The organism is Paraburkholderia graminis (genome assembly GCF_003330785.1).
In the GTDB taxonomy this organism is placed as follows: Bacteria; Pseudomonadota; Gammaproteobacteria; order Burkholderiales; family Burkholderiaceae; genus Paraburkholderia; species Paraburkholderia graminis.
In genome coordinates this window covers 61,543-74,837 of record NZ_CP024936.1, presented here as the reverse complement: position 1 = coordinate 74,837, position 13,295 = coordinate 61,543, and the positions used below count along the sequence as shown (strand labels likewise).

Annotated in this window: 12 protein-coding genes and 1 pseudogene; 5 read left to right on the top strand and 8 right to left on the bottom strand. The window is 59.3% G+C overall.

Going from position 1 to position 13,295, the window contains the following annotated elements; translation table 11 throughout:
• Positions 1–131: 131 nt before the first annotated feature.
• The 4 genes and pseudogenes from CUJ91_RS31800 to CUJ91_RS31785 form a co-directional block, all read right to left on the bottom strand.
• The gene (locus CUJ91_RS31800) at positions 132–854 is read right to left on the bottom strand and encodes an SDR family NAD(P)-dependent oxidoreductase (RefSeq protein ID WP_114158169.1); all 723 of its coding nucleotides are present in this window, start codon (positions 852–854) and stop codon (positions 132–134) included.
• Positions 832–1,951: pseudogene (locus CUJ91_RS31795) on the bottom strand (2,3-butanediol dehydrogenase). Before CUJ91_RS31795 ends, CUJ91_RS31800 begins: the two are co-directional and overlap by 23 nt.
• Entirely contained in the window at positions 1,951–3,252 is a 1,302-nt protein-coding gene (locus tag CUJ91_RS31790) for an MFS transporter (protein WP_114158168.1), read from the bottom strand. Before CUJ91_RS31790 ends, CUJ91_RS31795 begins: the two are co-directional and overlap by 1 nt.
• Positions 3,253–3,270: 18 nt before the next feature.
• Positions 3,271–3,804 carry a 2,4'-dihydroxyacetophenone dioxygenase family protein gene (locus CUJ91_RS31785; protein WP_114158167.1) on the bottom strand — a complete coding sequence of 178 codons (534 nt, stop codon included), beginning with the start codon at positions 3,802–3,804 and terminating at the stop codon, positions 3,271–3,273.
• A 175-nt stretch (positions 3,805–3,979) separates the two neighbouring features.
• Between CUJ91_RS31785 and CUJ91_RS31780 the strand changes: the two genes are divergently transcribed.
• On the top strand, positions 3,980–4,954 hold the full coding sequence (locus CUJ91_RS31780; protein ID WP_114158166.1) for a helix-turn-helix domain-containing protein: 975 nt from the start codon (positions 3,980–3,982) through the stop codon (positions 4,952–4,954).
• Here the strand turns inward: CUJ91_RS31780 and CUJ91_RS34055 are convergent.
• The 4 genes from CUJ91_RS34055 to aldA form a co-directional block, all read right to left on the bottom strand.
• The gene (locus CUJ91_RS34055) at positions 4,951–5,484 is read right to left on the bottom strand and encodes a hypothetical protein (protein ID WP_153067653.1); all 534 of its coding nucleotides are present in this window, start codon (positions 5,482–5,484) and stop codon (positions 4,951–4,953) included. The genes CUJ91_RS31780 and CUJ91_RS34055 overlap by 4 nt on opposite strands.
• Positions 5,485–6,129: 645 nt before the next feature.
• Positions 6,130–7,146, bottom strand: a complete 1,017-nt coding sequence (gene dmpG / locus CUJ91_RS31775) for a 4-hydroxy-2-oxovalerate aldolase (protein WP_114158165.1) — start codon at positions 7,144–7,146, stop codon at positions 6,130–6,132.
• Between the two features lie 11 nt (positions 7,147–7,157).
• Complete coding sequence (locus CUJ91_RS31770; protein WP_114158498.1) at positions 7,158–8,030, bottom strand: acetaldehyde dehydrogenase (acetylating); 873 nt, start codon at positions 8,028–8,030, stop codon at positions 7,158–7,160.
• A gap of 217 nt (positions 8,031–8,247) precedes the next feature.
• Positions 8,248–9,681, bottom strand: coding sequence for an aldehyde dehydrogenase (gene aldA / locus CUJ91_RS31765; protein WP_114158164.1), 1,434 nt, complete (start codon positions 9,679–9,681; stop codon positions 8,248–8,250).
• Between the two features lie 444 nt (positions 9,682–10,125).
• Here aldA and CUJ91_RS31760 point away from each other — a divergent pair, with 444 nt between their 5' ends.
• From CUJ91_RS31760 to CUJ91_RS31745, 4 genes are read left to right on the top strand one after another with little or no spacing between them, the layout of a single operon-like run.
• The gene (locus tag CUJ91_RS31760) at positions 10,126–11,343 is read left to right on the top strand and encodes an aromatic ring-hydroxylating oxygenase subunit alpha (protein ID WP_114158163.1); all 1,218 of its coding nucleotides are present in this window, start codon (positions 10,126–10,128) and stop codon (positions 11,341–11,343) included.
• A 46-nt stretch (positions 11,344–11,389) separates the two neighbouring features.
• Positions 11,390–11,851: an aromatic-ring-hydroxylating dioxygenase subunit beta gene (locus CUJ91_RS31755; protein WP_114158162.1), complete on the top strand. Its 462-nt coding sequence runs from the start codon at positions 11,390–11,392 to the stop codon at positions 11,849–11,851.
• 10 nt (positions 11,852–11,861) lie between these two features.
• Positions 11,862–12,905 (top strand): 2Fe-2S iron-sulfur cluster-binding protein, encoded by a 1,044-nt coding sequence (locus tag CUJ91_RS31750; protein WP_114158161.1) that lies wholly within the window; start codon positions 11,862–11,864, stop codon positions 12,903–12,905.
• 18 nt (positions 12,906–12,923) lie between these two features.
• Positions 12,924–13,241, top strand: a complete 318-nt coding sequence (locus CUJ91_RS31745; RefSeq protein ID WP_114158160.1) for a Rieske (2Fe-2S) protein — start codon at positions 12,924–12,926, stop codon at positions 13,239–13,241.
• Positions 13,242–13,295: the final 54 nt, after the last annotated feature.

The following is a 13,295-nucleotide window of genomic DNA, read 5'->3' as shown; positions in this document are numbered from 1 at the left end:
TTTTTTGCACTACTGATTGATATGAATAAGCCGGAAACGGAATGATCCGATCAGATGCGGATGCAACCGAAGCGGACTCCGTTGTGCACGGCGCATTGGGAGCGACTGCCTGCCCGCCAACACGCCGAGCGCTAGACCGTCGAATACCCGCCGTCGACCGGTACGACCGCACCGGTAACGAACGACGCGCCGGGCGAGCACAGGAACAGGATCACGTCCGCGACTTCGTCGGCTGCGCCCCAGCGCCCGAGCGGCGTGCGCTCGAGGATCTGCCGCGACGCCTGCGTGTCAGCCTTCAGCACGGCGCTGAGCGGCGTGTCGATCCAACCGGGCGCGACTGCGTTTACGCGAATGCCGCGATCGGCCCACGCCTGCGCGAGCGAGCGCGTGAGCTGAGCGATCCCGCCCTTGCTCGCGCTGTACGCGGGCCGGTCCTTGCTGCCGAAGTACGTGTACATCGATGCGACGTTCACGATGCTGCCGCCGCATGCCGACAGCGCCGGCAATGCGGCGTCGGAGGCACGCATCACCGACGTCAGGTTTACGTTCAATACGAGCTCGAACTGGTCCATCCGGTATTCGTTAGCGTGCCGGCTGATGCCGACGCCGTTGACCAGCACGTCAAGTCGGGGCAGCGCGGCGATCGTGCCCGTCAGCGCACCGCTGTCAGTCACGTTCAGTTCGATGCACCGGATGCGCTCATGCACGGGCGCATGCGGGCCGTTGGCATCGAGCCCGAGCGCGACGACCGATGCGCCGGCTTCCGCGAGCCGCAACGCGGTGCGCGCGCCGATGCCCGATGTGCCGCCCGTTACGACGGCAGTCCTGCCTTCAAACGTGAACAGCCGATTCATTTTCGATACTCCCGACAGTGTGCGCGGCGGGCGGACCGCTGCGCGGTGGAAACCAGGATCTTGATCTGCGTGCGGTCCGTGAGCAGCGCGTCGAAGCCGTCGGCGACCGCGTCCTCGAGCGAGACGGTGCGCGTGACAATCGACGTGAGGTCGAGCGCGCCGGAGCCGATCAGCCGCAACAGGTCTTCGTACACGTGCCGGTAGCCGACGCTGGCCGTGAAGGTCAGCTCCTGGTTGACCGCGTGGAATGCATCGAAGCCCGCATGCGGCATCAGGCCGACCATCACGACACGGCCGCCCTTGCGCAGCGCCTGCATGGCCGACTCGAATGTGACCGGCAGGCCGGCCGCCTCGAAACTGACATCCACGCCGAGTCCGCCGGAAGCTGCGTGGATCGCGTGGCGCAACGCGGATTCGTCGAATGAGCGCCCGTCGAACACGTGCGTTGCGCCGAGGCGCCCGGCTGCCGCGAGACGTTCCGGCGACACGTCAACCGCAACGATGGTCGTGGCGCCCTGGAGCTTTGCGAGCGTGATCAGCAGCAGGCCGATCGGCCCAAGGCCGAACACCGCGCAGGTGTCGCCGAGCCGCAGCCCGCCGCGCCGCAGCGCGTGCAGTGCGACGGCAGCCGGCTCGATCACTGCGGCCTGTTCGAGACTGACGTCATCGGGCAGCCGGTACAACATGTAGGCCGGCACGACCGCGAAGTCAGCCATCCCGCCGTCGCCCATCAGCCCGGCGAAGCCCATTGACGCGCATAGGTTGTACGAGCCCGAGCGGCAGTACGCGCATCGGTGACAGCGATACTCGGGCTCGACCGCAACGCGGTCGCCCTGGACCAGCGTCGTCACGCCCGTGCCGACTTCGACGACGGTACCGCAGAACTCATGACCGAGCGTCAGCGGCGCGGTGCAACCCGATAGTGGATGCGGGGTCTCGACCGGAATCGCATGGGGCCCGTCCGCGTATTCGTGCAGGTCGCTTCCGCAGATGCCGCAATAGGCGACCGCGATGCACACCTCGCCTGGCCCAGCGCGCGGCGTGTCGAGGTCGACCAGGCGAATATCGCGCGGGCCATGCCATTGAAGTGCGCGCATCAGCGTCCTCCGACGTTTTGCGTATCGAGGCGGGCAGCTGCGCAGGCAAGCGCGCGCCTGCGCAGCACGGCGGGCGCAGTTTCGACGAGGGCGAACGACAGCACGCACGCGAGGATCGCGCCGACAGCCGACATCCACATGGCGAACTGCAGACCGTACTTGTCCGCCGCGAAGCCCGCGACGGTCGGCGCGACGAAGCCGCCCATCAATTCGCCCGCGCCCATGATCAGCCCGAGCGCGCCGGCGATCGCGCGTGGCCGGACCGTTTCCGCCGGGATCGTCGCCATGAACAGCGTGAAGCAGCCGAGGCCCGTGTACGTGACGAACACGAGCGTGCCCAGCGCCCAGACCGAATCGCCATGGATCAACACGATCGGGCAGACGGCGGCGATCAGCGCGAACGCGATCATCGTCGGCTTGCGGCCGATCCGGTCGGAGATCGCAGGCACCGCAAAACCCCAAAGCACCCATGCGGCGCCGAGGCAGGTCATCACGACGCCCATACCGGACGGGGACAGGTGGCGGTTCTCGACGAGGAAAACCGGCGCGAACGAGATGATCACGACGAACCACGTGAGGAAGCAGCAGCTGATCAGCACGCACAGCAGGATGTTGCGTTCCTTCAGCAACGCCCAGCGGCTGACCGTCGTGCCTCCCGCAGCCTGTGTGGCCGCGCCTTCGGCCTGCGCGTGCCGTACGCCGCCGGGCGGCACTTCGCGAACCCAGCGCCAGATGCAGAACGCGATCAGCAAGCCGGGAATGCACGACACGTAGAACGCCTCTCGCCAGCCGTATGCGGTCGCCATCCCGATCACTACTGGCGGGCCGATCATCGCGCCAAGCAGGCCGGCGGCCGAGCCCTGGAGCAGGCCCATGTTCATCCCGCGGCGGCTCGGCGTCGAGCTCTCGACCATCAGCGATTGTGACAACGGCAGCACGGGCCCCTCAGCGATCCCCATCAGCGCGCGAAACGCGATCAGGCTCACGAAGCCGGCAACGAGCCCCGACAGCGCAGAGCAGATGGAAAAGCCAAGCACCGCCGCGATCAACAGCGGCTTGCGGGTACCGCGCGCGTCGGACCACGCGCCGGTCGCGGCGCCGGACAGCGCCCACGTGAGCGAAAGCGCGGACGACACCATGCCAAGCTGCGCATTCGTCAGGTGCAGTTCGGCGGACATGAGCGGAAAAAGGAACGATAGCGCCAGGCGGTCAAAGAACACGAAACCGAACGTCATGAACAGAATCAGAAGCAGCCTGTTCTCGTACGTCCACGCGAGCTTGGGGGCGGAATGGGATGTCATGGCGGGCCTCGTCGCGCGTCAGCGGAACAGCTTTTCGATCGCTTGCGCGCCGAGGCCGACCTTCTCGTAATGCGCCTTGCACATCGCGATGTACGAGTGCACGTCGAAATAGCCGTCGGGGTTGCCTTCTTCGTCGAGCCAGATCAGCGGCCCCTTGACGATGAAGAACGCGCGCATTGGCTCCGGATGGTCGAATGCGACGAGCGTGTGGCCTTCGCCGGGCGTCTCGTACACGAAATCGCCCTTCGTCGCGATCCAATCGTGTTCCAGGTAGCCCCATTTGCCGGACAGCGTGTAGGCGAACACCTCATGCGGGTGATAGTGCCGGTTCACGAGGCCCGCTTCCTTTGCCATCAGGATGTCGCACCATTTGTTCTGCGACGGCGAGATCCACAGCGGCCGCGACGAAACCGTTTCAGTAAACGGAACGTAATATCGCTCGTCTTCGGTGGCCGCGTTCGGGATGTAGGCTTCGGGCAGCGCATCGGGCTTGAACGGATTGGCAATCGGGGGGATGTTTCGCCAGAATTCGGTTACGGCTTTGTCGACCACGGTGTGTCTCCTTGTGTTTGAGTGTCGTGGCTCGACTTTAGCCAGCCGGTGCGCACCGCTCTTGACTGGGCTGGACGAATTGCTTGATCGGGCAGGACATTGCACTGCACCGGGCGCCTGACGAACCACTCCCAATCCGTGCAGATCCGCACGACAGGCGCCACCTGGAGGCGACGTGACGAATGATTTGACCGTTTTTTCACGCACGCGAGGCTCGACGGCCGGCGTGCCCGCGCGCGACCGGATGGCCTACTGGGACGCAATATGTGCGGCGACGCTGGTCGGCCTACGCTGCTCGTCATTGTCGTCACGCGGCCTCGAGGTTGAAAAGATTAGCCTCGCCCTGCCCGACCTCGGCATCGCCGACATCAGCGGCCAGGATCATCTGATCGAGCGCAGCCCGGCGCTTGTGCGCCAGTTGCCGAAGGAGTCGCTGTTTGCGTGCCAGATTCTGAGCGGCAGCGCGTACTTCATCCAGCGCGACAGGTGTCTGCTCGCGCAAACCGGCGACGTCGTCGTCTACGACACACGCGTGCCTTACCTGTACGGCTTCCTGACGCCAATGCGGCAGCTGCTGATCGACATCCCGATCACGACGCTCGACGACCGGCTTGATGCGGAACTGGCCGCACTACCGCTGCGCATTGCGTCGAAGCCGGGTGCCGGCGCAATGCTCGGCGTGACACTGCGCGCGAGCATCGAGCGTTTTATGCAGGATCCCGTCAAGCGCGACGCAGCGCGATTCTCCGAGCACACGCGCACGCTGGTCGCGGAACTCATTGATGCAGAAGTAAACGGCGCGAATGCATCGCGCGCGTCGCTGTCGTATCTGCTGACCGCGAAGCAGTACATCGCAACGCATCTCGGCGACCCGGAACTTGCGCCGCAGGCCGTCGCTGATGCAGTCGGATTGTCGTTACGGCACCTGGGCCGGCTGTTTGCCGCCGAAGGCGAGTCGATCACACAGCGCATCTGGTCCGAGCGGCTGTCTCATGCCCACCGAGAGTTGACGGATGCGCGGCTGCGCAAGGCAAGCGTCGGCGAGATTGCGTTTCGATGGGGTTTCTCGAGCCAGGCACACTTCAGCCGCGCGATTCGCGAGCGCTATGGCGCGTCGCCGGTCGCACTGCGCGACGCGTCGCGCGTCTAACGCGCACCGCTCAGGTTCCGGTGTCTAGCAGCGCGCGGGCACACCGCGCACACCCGCTGCAGGCGGGTTTCATCCGGCGTACGCGTCGACCAGGCCTGGCCGAATTCGCGGCCGATGCCGGACTGCTTGATCCGTCGAATGGCATCGCGGGATCGAACTGCCGGCACTTCCCCGTTGTGCGTAGAGGCGCGATGCGGGCGCGCAACGGCATTGCGCCGCTGTTTTTCCCGGTCGACTGTTCGCCATGAACAGCGGTGGATGATGCTCGATTGGCCGAGAGGACCGATATGACTTTCGGCGTCACTCGGATCGGTATGCGTTTTTCGTCTGATGGCCGACGAATACGCGAAGGGCGTAACAGTAGTTTTCGATGATGGATCGATCTGATATTCGCCCGTGTTGGCGTTGGCTGAGTAGCGAATTCCATGCGATAACAGGCAGGACTTCAGCCGCAGGCGGGCCTGTCTAATATCTGCTTTGATCGGCTCCTTGCGAAAGTCCCAGACCCAGACAGCGCTATCGCGGTTCACGCTGGCGTCCGCGTTGGAGATCGCCGGGGGGTGCCTTGTGGGCATCATACGGCTCTGGCAGCAATGCTAATCCGAGTCTGGGTCCTCCCGTCAAACCAGCCGTTGACTCACGGAGTCATACTGCCTGGACCGCCCGCGCGGTGCGGCATCCAGTCCGACGCAAGAGCTCCCGCAGAGACCGGTCACGCGGCTATATGTTGGCGAATGAGGCAATCCCCCCGTTCTTCGGGATCCGAATCATAACCTCCAGCAAACGCCAGTCATTGCACCAGCGTGTGATCGGCGGCATGCGAATGCGTCATGTTTGCTTCCCAAGCCGCGGGACACGAGCCTGCGCATCGGGCATGAACTCGCCCGGTTTCTCGGTCGCTGGCCTGAAGCCGCCACCGCCGATATCCGCTGTTTACTTTGGTCATGACTGGGTCGAGGGCTACGACGGTCCTCAGAAGGAGGGCCGCGCCTGACGATGCCGCACACGCGACCTCATGTTGATTTCCATTCGCCGCTCAGCTCCACGTAGCAGCATCCGCTCGGGCGCGAGTTCTATAGTGTCTTCCCGGTCGGGAGAGCCCGCTCGCGGTCATGTTTCTGGTCTCGATCGGCGCAAGACTCATCGATCGCCATCAGCGCCAAATCGAGTGGTGGCTATGCAGGCTCTTGCAGCTGGGAGCGCATACCCTTGGCGATCTCCTCGACAACATCTTCTTGGGCAGCTACCACCCGACGCTTTCCGAGTTCGATCACTAGCTGCCGAGCATCAACGCCGTAACGACTTGCGGCTCGCTCTACTGGATGTACATATCCCCCGTAGACGTTTGCGTATCCCATCAAAATTGAGTTGTTGGTGATCGACGGCATTGGATGCGGTGCGACCAACTTCTCGAAGACTGATGCTGCGTCCATGATACCAAGAAGCTCCGCGTTAACATCATGGCCCGCGCGCTTGAGCATAGCCACCGTTGCTTCCGTTTGAGCGTTACCGGCGCCGCCCCCAAACCCCTTCAGGCTGCCGTCAATGTAAGTCGCCCCCTCATCTATCGCAGCGAGGATATTGCCGTTGGCGAGCCCTAGGTTATTGTGCGGATGGAACCCGATTGGGATCTTCACGGCCTTACGGACAGACCTGATCCGCTCTGCCACTTCTGAAGGCACAAGATGCCCCTGTGACTCAGCGAGGTTGATGTACTCGGCACCGTAGGACTCGAGTTTGCTTGCCTCCTCTGCAAGGCGTTCCGGGCTCGCCATTCCCATTGAGATAAGGTATCCCACCGTGAACATTCCTAGGTCTTTCGCGCGCCGAAGGTGCTGCTCGGTGATATCCGCCTCTGTGCAATGAGAACCAATCCGTGCAACACGTACGCCGATCTCGTAGGCGCGTTCAAGGTCCGCAAACAAACCAAAACCGGGGATCATCAAGATGCCAATCTTCGCGTGGCGTACTGCCTTGCAGGCGGCGACTAGCAGCTCGTCGTCCGACGCAGCGGCTCGCCCGACGTGAATTGAGCCTCCACCGAGACCGTCGCCGTGTCCCACCTCAATAATGTCGATGCCGGCCTCATCAAGCGCTTTCGCCGTTTCTGCGACGATTTCAGGGGTGAACTGATGACTGTATGTGTGGTTACCGTCACGCAATGTGACGTCTACGAAGGTGATGTGTGCCATGAGCGTGTCTCTCAGTGAGTTTTGCGTTTCGCAACCTGCTCTGCCACCGCGACCGCAGCTGCAGTAATGATGTCGAGGTTTCCGGAGTACGGCGGCAGAAAATCACCGGCGCCTTCGACTTCGAGCCCTACCATGAAATGATCATCGCGTCTGAATGGATCGACGACTACCTTGTAACCCGGCACGTAAGACTGCACTTTGCTGGCGATTCTCGCGACCGCATCGCGCACGTCGTGGTCAGCGATGTCATGTTCCGGCTGCACGTACACCGTGTTGCGCATAATGATCGAGGGCTTGGCCGGATTGATTACAACCATCGCCTTCGATCGCTCAGCACCGCCCAGTTCTCGGAGGGCTTTCTGCGTTGTTAGCGTGAATTCTTCGATGTTCTGACGGGTGCCAGGACCAGCGCTGTCGCTAGAGATGGTTGCGACAATCTCCGCATACTTGATTCTGGAAAGCTGACTTATAGCGAATACGATAGGAACCGTAGCTTGCGCCGCACACGAGATTAGATTCATGTTAGGTGCGTCCTGCAGCGACTCCAGATTGATGCACGGAACCACACTTGGACCAACCTTAGCGGGAGTCAGATCAATCGCCGTTATGCCGGCCTCTTGGAACAGGGGGGCGTTGCTTCGGTGGACGCGCGCCGACGTAGCTTCAAAAACGACTCTTATCTCGGGCTCCCGCAGGATAGCCGCTACTCCGTCGGTTGATGTCTTGTATCCAAGGCTTCGAGCCAAGGCGAGTCCCTCGGACGCAGGGTCAACGCCGGCGACTAGGCGAAGGTCAAGAAGAGGATTGCGTCGAATCTTGAACATCAGATCAGACCCAATATTGCCCGAGCCGAGGATGGCAACAGGCATGCGTCGAATTTGCATAGACGTCATAAGTTATCCTAATATCTCGGGATGCTTTGAGCCTCAACCACGGATCAATGCTCCACGGTTTCCGTGAGGCGGATCGTCGAAAGTAAGACGTCCCGGCTCGCGATGAGAGATCACCATCGATTTTTAATGCTGAAATTAAGGCCACTGGAAAGCCGCGCCCAACCGCAAAATCTAGGCGTTCGCGCGACTCTTAGTTTCCCGGTAGGTCTCAACCTGCTTGCATGTAGACGGTTTGAGTCTCCATATATTCGTAAAGCCCGTGCTTGCCGTCCGCACCGCCAATTCCGGATTTTCTGCGACCGGCGTGGAATCCTTGCATCGCTTCGAAATGCTCGCGATTCACATAGGTCTCCCCGAACTTAAGGTCGCGGCACGCGCGCATTGCCGCATTCAGATCGCGAGTGAAGATCGAAGATGTAAGCCCGTAGTCTGAGTCGTTAGAGTAAGCAATCGCCTCGTCGAGCGAATCAACCGTTTGAATTGGCAGGACCGGGCCGAACGTTTCTGTCCGCATGATATCCATGTCATGATTGCAGTCAGCGAGAACCGTTGGCTCGTAGTGGTTACCCACGGCCCGGTCAGCTACTTTCCCACCGAGAACAACTTGAGCTCCTTCTGAGCGAGCTCGATCGACGGCGGACGAGACCTTCGAAAGCTGCGCCGCGCTCACAAGTGGACCCATGCCCACCGTACGGTCGGCAAGCGGATCGCCGAACGTCGTCGATTTCATCAGGGCGACGACCTTCTCTGTGAAGGCACCGGCTACAGATCGCTCAACGTAGACGCGCTCCGCGCAATTGCAGACTTGTCCGGAGTTCAGTATGCGGGATTGATATACGGCGTTTGCTGCGAGGTCCAGATCGGCACTGGCAAGCACGATTGCAGGAGCCTTGCCACCCAGTTCGAGGTTGACGCGGGTTAGGTTTTCAGCCGCTGCACGCATGATATGCACTCCGGTACCAACGCTTCCTGTGAAGGATACGAGGTTGACGTCACGGTGACCAGCGAGCAGCGCGCCGGTATCACGTCCACCGCCGACCAAATTAAACACACCCGCTGGCAGATCACATTCGGCAACTAACTTCGCGAACTCAAAGGCATTTATTGGCGTCTCCTCGCTTGGCTTAACGACAATTGTATTACCCGCAACCAAGGCCGGCGCGAGTTTGCGCGCGATCAGGAAAAAGGGGAAATTCCATGGAAGGATGCCTGCCACTACACCGATGGGCTTGCGGAAGAGGAGAATGGTTTCATTGACACGATCGCTGGTCAGGATCTCGCCCTCGATCCTCCTCGCCCACTCAGCCATATAGTCGATATAGTCCGCAGTGAAGTCGACCTCTATTTGCGCAAGGCTCAAGACCTTGCCTTGCTCCATCGTGATGAGCTGCGCTAGGCGCTCGCGGTGCTCGCGAACTTTGCCAGCGATTCTACGGAGGTAGCCTGCCCGTTCGATGGCTGGTGTATGTTCCCAGCCGTCCTGGGCTTTACGAGCCGCACTGACAGCAGCATTTACTGCTGTGTGGTCGGAGTCGGGTACCTCTCCGATCGTCTCGTTGGTAGCCGGATTCAGAACCGTCAGTTTCGAAGACGAGGCAGCCGCGAACACCCCATCAATAAAGTTCCGGTGGTCGTTAGACATTCATGTTCCTTTGAGGTCGCGTTAGTCATAACAGTTGTCCACGCGCTGCACCGCTTAACTCTGTTACGCGGTGCAACGCGGCCGAGACGACGGGGCGATGCCTGTCACGTACGGCTATCCGGCCATTTGCAAGTTCTGCGCCATCCAAGAAATCAGATCGTCTTCTCAGGCCACGTCGTCTCCCGGAATCAGGGTTTCCACTGCAGGACAGCCGCAGTCGCGGTAACCACTGTTACCAAACGACACAGCCAGTGGGCCAAGGCCTGGATCGAATTGACCCACCGGTGGCTACCGTTCGCTTGTGCCCCCGGCGAACAGGCCGGAAGCGTCCGCTCGATCGTTCAATTCGCCGCGTTGCATAGGTGATTGTCCTGACAGACGCGAAACTGGCATAGAAACTGTAGAAGTACCGGGCATTCGACCCACAACACTCAAGGAGTCAAAATGTCGCGCAACGGTACAGAATGGACTCGCCGGCCCTCCATTAGCCAATCGCAATTCGTCGATCCGCGGATCTACACGGATGAAGCGATCTTTCGTGACGAACAACGGTTGATCTTCGACAAATGTTGGCTGATTGCCTGCCACGAAAGCGAGGTGCCCAATCCGTTTGACTACCGCCTGTACGAGCACCCCGGTGGTCACAATATGATCATCATCCGCGACGAGGAAGGTCTTGTTCACGCATTCAACAACATCTGCCCTCACAGAGGAAATTTGCTGCTGCATGAGGCCGCGGGATCAATCAAGGGCGCAAGTGCCTCTGGAGGCCCGAAGCGCATAACTTGCATCTTCCATGCTTGGGCATTTGATGCGAAGGGAAACTGCGTCGACATTCCGCGGGAGAAAGAGGGATATCAGGATCGAGTCGCAAAATGTGACTACAGCCTTCGCGAGTATAAATCCGAAGTCGCTCATGGTGGATTTGTATGGGTAAATGTCGACGATTCAGCGGCGCCACTTAGCGAGTATTTGGCCGGTGCGCTTGATCCGTTGGCGGAGATGCTTGCTCAGCCGCTCGAGGTCTTTCACTATCATCGAGCGGTCGTTGATGGAAACTATAAACTGTGGCACGACACGAATCTCGAGCTCTATCACGACTATATGCATTATCACAACCGGGTTACCGGGATGCTACAACCGGGCTACTTTGATCGTGAATTCGTCACTTACGACGGGGGACACGCCCGAGTAACTGATATGACGTTGAAGTATGACGCGATGAAGGGGCATGAGACTCAGAAACTCGGCTGGCCCGGACTTGAGGCAAATCGGTGGGCACTCGTCGATCTCTTCCCGGGAGCAACGTTTAACATCCGAGCTCCCGCGTTTCGCATCGACACCGTCCTGCCTCTTGGTCCGAACAAGCTCTGCATTGAGTATCGCGGCTTGGGTTTGAAATCCGACACGACCGAGGAGCGAGCGGCGCGCGTCAGGATGCATAACTCCATCTGGGGACCATTCGGGCGGAACCTTCCCGAAGATCTAATGGGCGCGTACGGCCAAGGCCTCGCACTTTCTGACCGAACGGAGGCACCTGTCATCCTTCATGCTCGCGTTGAAGATAACAAGATCCATGATGAGGTCGGAATGCGCCATTTCTACAAAGAGTGGAGTCGTCGTATGGGCCGAGGTTCGTCTGACCCATTCAACCAGATGTGACTTGATGGCGGTAGTCGCTTCTCTCAACAGAAACCAAGGAACTCTAATGGAAACTGAAAACGCCATCCGGGCACTCATCGCGAAAAGCTGCCTCGCACTGGATTCCAATGATTACAAGGGGTACCTGACGTTGTGCAGTGAAAATTTTCAATACTACATTACGACGTACAGTCCTGAGATTCGAAAAAACATGGTGTGGTTGGAGAAAGATAAACCGGACCTGAAAAATCTTTTTGATCTCCTGCCAAAGCAAAATATGGACAGAACGCCTCTTACTCGCCATTTTTCCATATTTACCGTGAGTCCCGGTCCGAAGGAAGACAGGGTGGAGGTAATGTCTGCCTTGCAGGTGTACAGAACTGAGCACCAGGGCGGCACGACGTCGCTTGTTGCGGTCGGTAAGTATCTCGACGAAGTTGAACTTGGAGCCGAGGGGCCTCTATTGATAAAACGAGAGGTCCGGCTCGACACGCGCATGCTAGGAAAAGGGTATCACGTACCGTTTTAGAGAACTGATCATGAAGATTACGATTCACTCGCGAAATGGACCACATGATTTCGACACTGATGGTCAAAACTCCCTTTTGATCGCAGGCCTGGCTAAGGGCATTAGCCTGCCGTATGCATGTGCAAGCGGGACGTGCGGTACCTGCAGTGCTCGGCTCCGTTCCGGAGACTATATTGACCGTTGGGATTCCGCTCCTGGCAAAAAGAAAGTGGCGAAGGAAGACGAGATCCTCCTTTGTCAGTGCTCACCAGTGGGAGACTGCGAACTCGAGTTCAAACAGACGATTCCGGATCTTGATGCTGACGAGTATGTTCCACTTGTGCTTGATGCAAGCCTGAAAAGCTGGACCATGCTGACATCTGATGTGGCGTCTTGGGAATTGGACTTAGCTCAACCATTGGACTATCGGGCAGGACAGTTCGTTCTACTATCGATGAACGGCGTTCCAGGTGCACGGGCATATTCGATCGTTAATTATGAACCGGGTTCGACTCGTATTGAGCTGCTAGTCAAGAAAAAACCGGGAGGAGGCTTCTCAGAGGAACTCTTTCGGTCGAGTCCTGTTGGCTGCACGTTTCAGTTGATAGGCCCACTGGGGCGATCGGTGTTCAAGCCGGAAATGGGAAAGGATCTGCTTTGCATCGCGGGCGGCAGCGGAATCGCCGGAATGATGTCGATCCTTTCTTATGCAGACGAGATAGGTTACTTCAGCGAACGTTCCGGGGACATTTTCTTTGGTGTTCGAACGATGAAAGACGCGTTTTTCCTGGATCGCCTAGACCGCATGGCACTTGCTTCGAGCCGGCTTAACATTTTTGTGTGCTTGTCGGACGAGACTGTTCCTTCCGATTCCGTCTGTGTTGAAAAGTATCGTGGGCTGCATTTTGCGCACGGTTTCGTTAGTGAGGTCGCAATCAAGGAAATGAAGGGGCGACTGGGAAATGCCCACGCGTTTGTCGCTGGGCCGCCTCCCGCCGTCGATGCCGCGATGCGATGCTTAGTCATTCAGGGGAAACTGAGTCCGACTCATATCTCCTGCGACAAATTTGACTGAAGGGGCTGGGAGGTTCAGATGGCACGGCATTTTATCTGTAAAAGCCAGGATATCGTCGAAAACGGGATGACAGCGTTTGATATCCCAGGAAACCGCACTGTACTTATGTTGAAGTTCGAGGAAAGGATCTTCGCATGTGACAACGTCTGTCCGCATCAGGAGGTACATCTTGATGAAGGCATGTTTGACGACGGCATCCTCACATGTCATCAGCATCTTTGGCAGTGGAACGTGGCTACCGGAGAGCCGGTCGGGCTTGCGGAGTGTCCGCTGAGGACCTACCGGGTTGAGGTGGATGATGATTCAGTGTACGTCGATCCTGACGTTGTTCCTTGAAGCCAACGGCACGAATGTGACTGTCAGGAAATCTCGTAGTTACCGATAGCTTTG